7 protein-coding genes, 1 pseudogene and 1 riboswitch are annotated in these 10,484 nt (G+C 46.0%); of the genes and pseudogenes, 4 read left to right on the top strand and 4 right to left on the bottom strand.

All coding sequences use genetic code 11. From position 1 onward, the window contains the following. The 3 genes and pseudogenes from ACLQ7H_RS04510 to ACLQ7H_RS04500 all read left to right on the top strand — a co-directional run. Nucleotides 1–599, top strand: a pseudogene (locus tag ACLQ7H_RS04510) (Tn3 family transposase); the annotation flags it as partial. Between the two features lie 294 nt (nucleotides 600–893). Further along, nucleotides 894–2,294 carry a dihydroorotase gene (locus ACLQ7H_RS04505; protein WP_411751635.1) on the top strand — a complete coding sequence of 467 codons (1,401 nt, stop codon included), beginning with the start codon at nucleotides 894–896 and terminating at the stop codon, nucleotides 2,292–2,294. Nucleotides 2,295–2,308: 14 nt separating this feature from the next. Continuing rightward, nucleotides 2,309–3,616, top strand: a complete 1,308-nt coding sequence (locus ACLQ7H_RS04500) for an anaerobic C4-dicarboxylate transporter family protein (protein WP_411751634.1) — start codon at nucleotides 2,309–2,311, stop codon at nucleotides 3,614–3,616. Nucleotides 3,617–4,287: 671 nt separating this feature from the next. On the opposite strand, the gene ACLQ7H_RS04495 is transcribed toward ACLQ7H_RS04500, so the two are convergent. The 4 genes from ACLQ7H_RS04495 to ACLQ7H_RS04480 all read right to left on the bottom strand — a co-directional run bounded on the left by ACLQ7H_RS04495 (nucleotide 4,288) and on the right by ACLQ7H_RS04480 (nucleotide 8,005). Continuing rightward, complete coding sequence (locus ACLQ7H_RS04495; protein WP_411751633.1) at nucleotides 4,288–5,430, bottom strand: sodium:calcium antiporter; 1,143 nt, start codon at nucleotides 5,428–5,430, stop codon at nucleotides 4,288–4,290. A 24-nt stretch (nucleotides 5,431–5,454) separates the two neighbouring features. Continuing rightward, a riboswitch (yybP-ykoY riboswitch) is annotated at nucleotides 5,455–5,551 on the bottom strand. 330 nt (nucleotides 5,552–5,881) lie between these two features. Further along, on the bottom strand, nucleotides 5,882–6,373 hold the full coding sequence (locus tag ACLQ7H_RS04490) for a ferritin-like domain-containing protein (RefSeq protein ID WP_411751632.1): 492 nt from the start codon (nucleotides 6,371–6,373) through the stop codon (nucleotides 5,882–5,884). 164 nt (nucleotides 6,374–6,537) lie between these two features. Beyond that, nucleotides 6,538–7,455, bottom strand: coding sequence for a manganese catalase family protein (locus ACLQ7H_RS04485; RefSeq protein ID WP_411751631.1), 918 nt, complete (start codon nucleotides 7,453–7,455; stop codon nucleotides 6,538–6,540). A gap of 43 nt (nucleotides 7,456–7,498) precedes the next feature. Beyond that, complete coding sequence (locus ACLQ7H_RS04480; RefSeq protein ID WP_411751630.1) at nucleotides 7,499–8,005, bottom strand: ferritin-like domain-containing protein; 507 nt, start codon at nucleotides 8,003–8,005, stop codon at nucleotides 7,499–7,501. Nucleotides 8,006–9,240: 1,235 nt separating this feature from the next. On the opposite strand from ACLQ7H_RS04480, the gene ACLQ7H_RS04475 reads away from it, so the two are divergent. After that, nucleotides 9,241–9,576, top strand: a complete 336-nt coding sequence (locus ACLQ7H_RS04475; RefSeq protein ID WP_411751629.1) for a hypothetical protein — start codon at nucleotides 9,241–9,243, stop codon at nucleotides 9,574–9,576. The last annotated feature ends 908 nt before the right edge of the window (nucleotides 9,577–10,484 follow it).

Raw genomic sequence — 10,484 nt, 5'->3', positions numbered from 1 at the left:
GGTAGCCTCCGCTGATGGTATGCGTTTTGTCACACCAGTGAAAACGGTGAATTCTGGCCCCAACAGAAAATACTTTGGTTCAGGGCGCGGCATCACCTGGTACAACTTTGTCTCTGACCAATATTCGGGTTTTCATGGCATAGTAATCCCTGGAATGCTGCGGGATTCCATATTTGTGCTGGAAGGGCTACTTGAGCAACAAACGGGACTAAAATATTGATGATGAGGACTATCGCCGCCGGATCCTAACACAGCTGAACCGGGGCGAAGGTCGCCATGCCGTGGCAGGAGCCATCTGCTACGGTCAGCGTGGTGAGATCAGAAAACGTTACCGCGAGGGGCAGGAAGATCAGTTGGGTGCGCTGGGTCTGGTGACAAACGCAGTGGTGCTGTGGAATACGTTTTATATGCAGGAAGCCTTGTCGCACCTGCGCAGCACCGGGGAAGGGCCAGAGGATGAACATATCGCGCGGCTTTCTCCTCTGATGCACGGTCATATCAACATGCTGGGACATTATACCTTCACCCTACCGGATGATATTATGAATGGGGAATTAAGGCCGTTAAATCTCAATATAAACAATGAATTATTTCCTTAGCGTGGTTTTTCACATCATTGGCCCTCAAACCCCTTCCCTTAGGTAAATGCATCTGACTGACATAGTCAAATACGTTTTAGCCATGTTTAAAATAAGCGTTTGCTGTAAAACGTAGCCCGTAGAAACCATTAGAAGGATTAATGATAACTAGAAGCCTAAGCTATGGATTGCTGATTTATACGTATGACGGACTTATAGTCATTTTGAGGGTAATCAATTACTGGTTTGCTTTCCTCTTTTTTTGGGGTTTTCACAAGCCTAATTTCACAATTTTTCTAGAAAGGGAAAACAGCTATGTGGGATTTAATTATTAAAAATGGAACGGCTGTAACAGGCAGCGAAACATTCCCCGCTAACATTTATGTCAGAGATGGGAAAATTGCAGCAATTTCCAACATTCCTCTTGATGGAAATTCAACAAATACGATAGACGCTTCTGGTAAACATGTTTTTGCTGGATTTTTCGATGCGCATACGCATAGTCGCGATCCTGGCGCCGAACATAAAGAAACGTTCTGGCATTCAAGCCGTGCTGCGGCAATGGGCGGAGTAACATTGATGATGGAAATGCCAAACGTGGTGCCTTCCATTTTTAATGTAGAAAATTTTCAACGTCAAAAAGAACATCTCGAGTCAAAGGCATTTGTCGATTATGCGCTGTGGGCACTTTGTTTGGGGGATGTGAATAACAAGGACATCATGGCTCTCTCAGAAGCGGGAGCCATTGGTTTTAAGTTTTTCTGGGGTTATGCTCTCAAAAGGGATACTTATGGCCTCGCATACAGTTATACCCCAGGGGACCCTAATTTGATTCCTCCGCTGAATGATGGGGAGGTTCTTGATATTTTTAAAACAGTGGCTCAAACGGGAAAAGTTCTGGGGATTCATGCAGAAAATGTTCATGTCATTGCAAGATTAACGTCGCAAATTCGCGAGTGTATGTCCGACTATAAAAACGATTATGCGGCATTTCTGGCAAGTAGACCGCCTCTAACAGAAGAAACAATTGTTAATACAGCCATTCTTTTTTCGACATTGACCAAGACTCCTGTACACATCATGCACGTTACCTCAAAAGGTACTGTCAAGCTCCTTGATGAGGCTCACCGAAACAACATAAGTATTACAGGGGAAACTGCCCCTCATTTTCTGTATTTTACTGATAAAAATGGAGATATCCTCGGTTCGCAGATCCCACCCGTTCGCACACAGGCGGATCAGGATGCACTTTGGGATGGACTTCGTACAGGCGCTTTGTCTTATGTCGCCACCGACCATGCTCCGCATACACCAGAAGAAATGAAGGGCAATATTTTCGATGTTCCCTCAGGCATATGCGGTATTGAAACGCTAGTCCCCTTAATGGCGACAGCAGTTAATGAAAAACGAATCACCATGAATGAAATGGCGACACTCCTCTCTGAGGCGCCTGCCAAAATTTTTGGTATCCAAGAACGAAAAGGTTTTTTACGTGTTGGCGCTGACGCTGATATCACAATCATGGACTTTAATAGTGAGAAGGTCGTTGATATTTCTCAGTTCCAAAGCGTGAGTAAGGTTTCTCCGTTTCATGGCTTCAAACTCAAGGGTATTCCTACCGCAACCATTGTTCGGGGCAATGTGGTTATGCTAGATCAGGTTTTAACTGGTATTCAAATCGGGCAATTTTGCACAGGTAAAAATGAACGCAATTAATCAGGGGTTTTATCATGGATATTCTTATACAATCGATTATTGTAATCGCTGTTATCGTCCTTGGTGCAAGAACATCTGGTGTTGGTCTTGGCATTTGGGGCTTTGTCGGACTTTTCGTTCTAGTGTTCTTTTGTGGCCTAGTGCCGGCTTCCCCACCAATTGATGTACTTCTTATTATCCTTGCTGTTGTGACGGCAGCATCTATGATGGATGCATGCGGCGGAGTCGATTATCTGGTGCGTATAGGCTCTCGTATTGTTCGGGCGAATCCTAAACATATCACATTCATTGCGCCAACGCTTACATGGTTTTTCACTGTGCTGACCGGTACCAGTCATACCATGTACCCGCTCCTACCAGTCATTTATGAAGTTTCCGTTTCAAATAAAATTCGCCCTGAGCGCCCCTTGGCCGCAGCGACGGTTTCATCTATGGCTGGCATTACGGCATCACCTGTGTCAGCAGCAACAGCCGCTATGCTCGCAATCATGGCGCCTCATGGTTATTCCTTGGTTGACATTTTAATTGTGACAGTCCCTTCCTCCTTTATCGGCGTGATTCTTTCATGTGTTTATTCACTTTATGTGGGTAAAGATCTTAAAGATGATCCAGTTTATCTTGATAAACTTAAACGTGGGGAAATTCACCAGGTTGAACTTAACAATGAAACTCCTATTCCTGCAGCGGGACGTCGTGCAGCTCTGATCTTCTCGCTAGGCGTAGTTTGGGTTATCCTATGCGGACTCTTCCCGGTTCTGCGTTCTGTCCCAGGTTCTGATACCACACTCTCGATGAGCACTACGCTTCAAATCTTTATGATGACTTTGGCTGCCATCATTTATATTTTTTGTCGTCCGAAAATCGAGGAGGTTGTTAAAACACCGACCATTCGTGCAGGTCTGACAGCATTAATCAGCATATTTGGTTTAGCCTGGCTCGGTGATACCTTCATTGGTGAACACAAAACACTGTTGCTTGACACGATAGGGTATTATGCCACAGCTTATCCTTGGAGCTTTGCCTTCGTATTATTCTTTACCAGTGTTGTGCTGTTTTCTCAGGCTGCGACGATTCGAACCGTTATGCCGCTGGGGCTCACGCTTGGCATTCCCCCCGTTTTCCTGATCGGTTTATACAATGCCCCGAATACGCATTATTTCCTACCCACTTACGGCAATTTGGTTGCGGCAATTGCTTTTGACCAAACGGGAACTACGCGAATAGGCAGGTTTATTCTTAATCACTCCTTTATGATTCCGGGACTTATTCAAAGCGGTGTATCTATTATTTTAGGTATCGCTCTAGCTAATATTTTTTTGTAACTCTTTGATTTTTTAAGTTAAAAAATATACTTAGCCTGATCTGTCCTTGATAAACAGTCACTTTAGTTTTAAGTGTTACGAATATAAATAGAGACAGATCAGCGCTAAATCTTACCTGTCAGGGAATTGAATGCATGCACATCATTGGCCCTCTAATGACAGTAATGATTCTCTTTCAGACAGAGAAAGAATCTGCCTTCGTGGCATATAGTTTTTCCTCGTAAATTATTCCATGCGGTATTTTTAACAAAAATGGTTATCGCATAAGGGTACACCCTGAAGCAATAATCAAAACGTGACGCCACACGATGAATGACATAACCTATGTGCGATAGAATAAATGCAATGACCTAAATGCGAAATTGTCCGTTTGCCAGGGAGCATCTATCAGACACATCTGGCAGGGGGGACTCCCGTATCAGCGAAACAATAACGTCAGAGCCATAATTCACGTTTCGCTTTTGGTGGCTAGGACCGGTTGCTACAGTGATGATCGGGATTCGTTTGAGCGTAAATGTCGCAGTAGGTTTGGCAGGCTGCCTTTATCCGGCTTGTCACGTTTGGAAGGTCAAGTATTTTTTACGGCGCAAAGTGGGGCTGGGTCACGCTGACCGCAGCGGCTCCAACGTCAACGTTAGCGGGCCGCTGCAGTAGCCTTTCAGGAGGGGTAATTAACGGCTAAATGAGATTGAGGCGATAATATAAGCAAAATAGAAAGCCCCATTAATAAATAGCATCCACACTTTCAGATTTTTGTTTCTGGCGTTGATCCACAGCCAAAATGCCGATGAAAGCGTAATAAACACCCCGATCAACACTTCATGCCGGGGTTGCCATGGCGTCAACAATATACCGATGGCGGGTAATATCGTGCCTTGAAAAACCATTGCGCCGGTAATATTGCCTAATGCCAGAGTATCCTTCCCTTTGCGTATCCACAGGATACCGTTCACTTTTTCTGGCAACTCGGTAGCAATAGGAATGATAATCAACGATAGCAGCAACACCGAGATGCCAAGCTTTTCCGAGACTGCGGCAACACCATCTATAAAGCCTAAAGCCCCTGCCACCAATACGGCTAAGCCGATTAACGTTTGCATAATGATGGTAAATAGCGTGGTGGGTAATCCTACGCGGGATAAAAACATCACATTATCTGCTGCGGTTCCATTCCCCTCCGCCACTAACTTTTTCGAAGCGTGTAAGGTTTTTACAATATAGGTGACGTAAAGCAAGACCAACAAAACGCTGACGCCCATTCTGGCGATTTTCATCTCCACGGGAATGAACAAGGCGATCGCGGCTAATACAAAAGCCAGCAGGAAGAAATGCGTATCCCGTATAAACCCCGTAGGCTCTGGGGTGATTGACCCGTTAATACCCCGCCGTCTCACCACGGCCAGCGCCATCAAAAAGACCGATAGCGTAGACAGCATCAGTGGCGCGCCCAATATTGCCCCCACGCCAATCTCTTCGTTAACATTAGCCGCCGACGTGCCGGCAACCAGGGCCAAAATGGGCACCATGGTTTCAGGTAAGGCGGTACCAATGGCGGCAAAAAGCGAACCGGTTACCCCTTCTGAGATCTTCAACCTTTCGCCAAGGTGTTCAAGGGCGTTGGTGAAAATTTCCGAGGCAATCAAGATGATGACTAAAGATATTGCGAGCTGGAAAAATGACAGCGTCATCCTTTCGCCCTCAATTCGCCAGGCTTTTGGGTGAGGTGATGTGAGAGTAAAGCAGAAACAAGGGTCATGATGGAAATACCGACTGGACGTAGCAAACCATGGTGTAATATTCCTCGTCCAATCCAAAAGAAATATTACCCCTATGGTCTCGCCAATCTGATCGACGGATGTGCCACAGCAACTTGCTGAGTATGTTGACACATCCTCCTTCATGATGAAGGAAGGCTACTCCCCAAATGAGTGGGGCAAGCTTAAGCGAACTGTCGTCGCGCTGTCAAATCAATAAATCAAGTGATGATGAAATCGATTAATACTTAAGCGTTTATTAACCCAGATGAATCTCACAATGAAAATAATCGCTTTGAGGATTGGGTTATATTTTTTAATATTTCACACGGTAAAGCGTGCCATGTTTATTGCCCGATAAATATCTGGTGTCCGCTTGGAATTCGGAAGCTATCCCACGTTAAGCGTTTTAAGCTTAACGGGTGATTTCGTTCCATTTAGCGCCCTTCTGACCGTAAGGAAATTTCAAAGAGGCCGATTTAAACCGGCCATAAGCGCCTAGGGTAATTAATCAGGCGATGTGCTTGTTAATTTTTTTCTCCGCAATCAGTGTAAGTTTTTTATCCGCATTCTTTTCCTCGTCAAGCGTTTGACCTAACAGCTGCCTGGCTAGTGTGTAATCTAACTTTTCGGCCAGGGCACATAGAGTGCCATAGGTGGCGATTTCGTAATGCTCAACCTTTTGCGCGGCAGCAATTAACCCCGCATCTCGTACTGGTCCGGCGTCAATACCGTCGATCATTTCCTGTCCTTCCTTGACCAAACCTTCCATAGCTAGGCATTTAATACGTTTTATCCGCACGTCCGGGGTGCTTTCGACCAGTTTATCCAGTCTCTCAATCTGCCCCAGTGTTTCATCAAGGTGAGTCTTGAAAGCATTAACCAGATCTTCCTGATCGGCAGCTCGAGCTAATTTGGCTAATGCTTTAGTCAGTTGTTTTTCGGCGTTATACACATCGGAAAGTGCATGGATAAACAGATCGTTCAAAGTCTTAATCGACATAGTGATACTCCTGTTGATATTTTACGTTGATGCTAGGAAATGAACATTTCTTAGGTAGCCTCGTTCGTTGAGACAGCGTCACCCAATCGCGTAATATGATCGACACCTTCGAAGCCACCCTGTCAAAAAGGGTTGAAAATCTTCAAGTCGCTGTCTCCGCAGAGCTATTTCTTCCGGGTTTTTGCAATGCTTTTCGTTGGGGCAACTTCTTTTTCAATCGGTGAAACAGCTCCAATATCCGTGCCGGTGACCGGGTTAACTGCAGGGTCGGAAGCCGTACGTTCTGCCAGCATATCCAAATAGCTTTGCTGCTGTGCCGAGAGTTCCACGCTGGCGGAACCATCACCGCCATCAACGGCAGGTTCGGGGTTCGCCACATAGGTAAAGTTCTCATCGGAATTCCAGCTTCCGCGAATATCATCCCCTTCGGACAGGTTGTAATACACGCTGGCATACTGTTCGATCGGCGGTAATTTGCCCGGAGGGAAGTTATTGCGGATCGAGTAAAGTGCTTTTTCAAACGAGATTTGATGCGCGACCTCACGCGTCATCAGAAAACCAAGCGCTTCCTTCACGCCTGGATCGTCCGTGACGTTAATCAGGCGCTCATAGAGTATTTTGGCGCGAGCTTCTGCGGCGATATTCGAGCGTAAATCCGCGGTGACTTCACCAATGGTGTCAACATAGGCCGCAGTCCAGGGCACTCCTGCAGAGTTAGTCAGCGCAGGTCCACCACCGTAGAGTATGGAGGTCAGGTGGCTATCGTTACCCTGGCCGCTGATAGAGCGGTACAGATCTCCTTCTTCTTCGGTGCCTTCAGCCAATTCACCTTTCGCGCCCTTATTCAGCATGCCAACAAGCGAACCAATGATTTCCAGATGGCTCAATTCCTCAGTGGCGATATCCATCAGCATGTCCTTACGCCCCGGATCTTCGTCCCCAATAGCCTGGGTGAAGTAGCGGCAGGCGGCAGCCAGTTCACCCTGAGGGCCGCCAAACTGTTCCAGCAAAAGATTGGCAAGACCAGGATTTGGCTCGGCAACCCTTACTGTGTACTGTAATTGTTTTACGTGTCTGAACATAACTCACTCCAATAGATAAATTACAAGGGATTGAAAGCAATAATTACTTTTTAGCCTCTACACCGGGCGTTGCGTCTCGCATCAGGAACTGCTCAGTAAGCTCTGGCAGGTTAATCAGTGACCATTCGGCCATTGCGATTTCCTGTTCCCGGATCTGCTCGAAAACACGGGCACCTTCACTGTCTCCCACCACGTCTGCCGCAGCGATAAGCGAGGTGTAACAGGCAATCTCGAAACTCTCGAAGGCGTATCCGCAAATGGCCCCTTTTACCACCTCATCGTCGGCAAACATGCCACCCATCGCCTGGCTGATGGCGGCCATCTTCCCCAGCGCATCTTTGAACGTGGAGTTTGAGGTGTTAAGCCGGTCAATTACGGACTGCAGTAGCGCCTGTTGTTGGCGCGTTTCCTGTAGATGCAGTTGGAGACGAGCAATTAAAGCCGGGTAGTGTTCAAGCCGGTCAACCATTTTTTCCAGCATGGTTTCTGCTTGTATTTCCATTGCATGGGCGTCCCTTACCCAGGATAGATAGTTCTCTTCAAATGCCATGATTTTTCCTCAGTTTGATTAAGCCCCCTGGTAAACCGCCGTAATGACAAATTCATCTCAGGTAATATTGGGCTGAGCATGGGCCACATGACTTAATTTAGCTTTATCATGTTCCTATTTCGGTGAATTATAAAACAAATATCGCACAACACCGGCAAGAGTAAGTACGGACAGAATGATTCATCGGTGCCAGCACTATTTCGAGATGATTTACCGCCTATAGGCTATCGTTTAAAAATAAGTCAGCAAAAAATAGGCTTGTGAGCAAAGATTAAAGACTGCATGCCTTCGTCTTCATTAGGTGGGTAATTAGCAATATTTAAACAACAAGTTAAACCCCTAACACTTAACAAAGGGCGCGATGTTGATAACAAATATCCCTAGCCTACACACACAGCAATAAGATAATTCTAGGTTCAGCCTATAAGTATAGTCATGATTTCAATTAATGTGTGTGAGAGTGTCAATTTAATCAGCGGATGGTATTTTTGAAAGTCCACTTTGGTAGCAAGAACAACACCAGTGCAACGAGTGCAGTTTGATTTGGTTGGTTATTTTTATAAATAATTACTTACATTTATGTCAGTGCCCTGAGATTCCGCTTCAGCGATGTGTGATAATCCCCCGAACAATACTGGTTCGAGCGGTCCACATGACATTCTGTGGGCATTTTCGTCGCCACAGGGCCATCTGCAACGGATGCGATAGTTACGCAAGTCCGGATCTAAGGAGGGGCCTGTCCAGGTAACCGGCAGGTCTCCCCCCGTTGCTAACCATGAACTCGGCGCGACCCTACGTCTCACGCTCCAGCATCTATATGGCTGGCCCGGAATTTTATCTTGTTACCTGTGATGATGAGATTATGGTCAATGCCTGTGTTTTAGAAGAGTTTTTTTTGCTATCGACATCTTCATATCCCTATTAATACTTATTTTAGAGTTACCTTCGTGATTAACTACTATAGTTAATCACGGGGTTGCCGAATTAAGCCTGAGTTTAATTGGCAATGGGTAGCATAACGAACTGCGGCAGTTAATCGCGGTGCTATGGTACCCTCTGGTCTGGCAAGTATTCCCCCGTCAAAGCCTCGTTTTCATGGTGACTACTTGGTTAGATAAATTTCTTTTCCATGATTAACTTATTGTTGATGCTCATTTAAAGTTATTTCAATCTTCCTAGCGCAGGATAGCCTGTCTGCAATGGGGCCAACTTTTATTTTTATCAGGACGCTATCAATGAATCATATTCACGATCCTTCAGAGCAATCCACAGTCCAGAATCAGTACACCGACACACACGCAATTTTGCCCATTCAACATAACGATAGCGCAGTATCATGGGGAGCAATTTTTGCGGGTGCAGCAGCTGCTGCTGCGTTGGCAATGATTTTGTTGATGCTTGGTACGGGGTTGGGGTTGTCTTCAGTTTCACCATGGGGGAATCACGGACTAAGCGCTGAAACCATAGGTGTCGCGACGATAGCGTGGCTGATGTTTACACAAATAGCGGCGTCAGGAATGGGGGGGATATTTGGCTGGACGACTTCGTACCAAATGGGTGAGGACACATAGCCATGAAATCTACTTTCGGGATACCGCGCACGGTTTTCTTGCTTGGGCCGTAGCTTCACTGTTATCAGCCGTGCTGTTAACTTCTGCCATCGGAGCAATAGTTGGCGGCAGTGCAAAGGTTGTTGGTTCAATGGCCGCAAGTGCGGCGAGTACATCTCTTAATGGTGTGTTGACGGGGTCTCACGACACTTCAACAATGTCAGGTTCTCCAATGGGATATTTCGTTAATTCCCTGTTTCGGATCGGTAGCAATTCTTCCGTTTCAAATAATTCATCCTCCTCAGGTGCAATAGCAACGAATAACACCGTATCGCATGAATCAGTGCCGCAGAACCAGGCTGTTTCTCCTGCTCAGCTGGCTGAGGTGACAGGTATTTTTGCCACTAGTATTGGCTCAGGTTCATTATCCCCGATGATCTGCATTATGTTGCACAGTTAGTCTCACAACATACGGGTATCAGTCAAAACGAGGCTGAGCAGCGGGTTCAAAATATTTATACAAAAGTTCAGACGAAGCTGAATGACACAAAAATTGCAGCCGTGAAAGCGACTGATACCGCCAGGAAAACGGCAAGCTATGTCACGCTCTGGACGTTTATTTCACTGTTGACAGGGGCTTTCGTAGCCAGTCTGTGTGCGACTTTTGGTGGTCGTCAACGCGATTTATAACCTTTCATTTTGCAACTTACTGGAGAATCATAATGCGTTCACTATTGCTGTTCTTCCTTGGGGTTCCAATCCCTATTATCATCCTGATTGCCTTGTTTGCACATTGACGTGTGAGGCAATCGGACTGCCACTTCACATTTAAGTTTCAGTAGGCTGAAAACTAATAGTCAGCGTCTTTAGATGCCCTGTAAAGGGCATTTGAAGGGGCTGAGATGAGTAGACCTGCCTGGTACCCGATC

Origin of the sequence: Serratia sp. (in: enterobacteria) (assembly GCF_046715635.1) — a bacterium.
Lineage (GTDB): Bacteria > Pseudomonadota > Gammaproteobacteria > Enterobacterales > Enterobacteriaceae > Chania.
The sequence above is the reverse complement of the archived record's forward strand: the minus strand, read 5'-3'. Positions and strand labels throughout refer to the sequence as shown.

Coding starts and splice junctions, on each gene's coding strand:
- ACLQ7H_RS04505 (WP_411751635.1), top strand. CDS start 894: ATGTGGGATTTAATTATTAAAAATGGAACGGCTGTAACAGGCAGCGAA.
- ACLQ7H_RS04500 (WP_411751634.1), top strand. CDS start 2,309: ATGGATATTCTTATACAATCGATTATTGTAATCGCTGTTATCGTCCTT.
- ACLQ7H_RS04490 (WP_411751632.1), bottom strand. CDS start 6,373: ATGTCGATTAAGACTTTGAACGATCTGTTTATCCATGCACTTTCCGAT.
- ACLQ7H_RS04485 (WP_411751631.1), bottom strand. CDS start 7,455: ATGTTCAGACACGTAAAACAATTACAGTACACAGTAAGGGTTGCCGAG.
- ACLQ7H_RS04480 (WP_411751630.1), bottom strand. CDS start 8,005: ATGGCATTTGAAGAGAACTATCTATCCTGGGTAAGGGACGCCCATGCA.
- ACLQ7H_RS04475 (WP_411751629.1), top strand. CDS start 9,241: ATGAATCATATTCACGATCCTTCAGAGCAATCCACAGTCCAGAATCAG.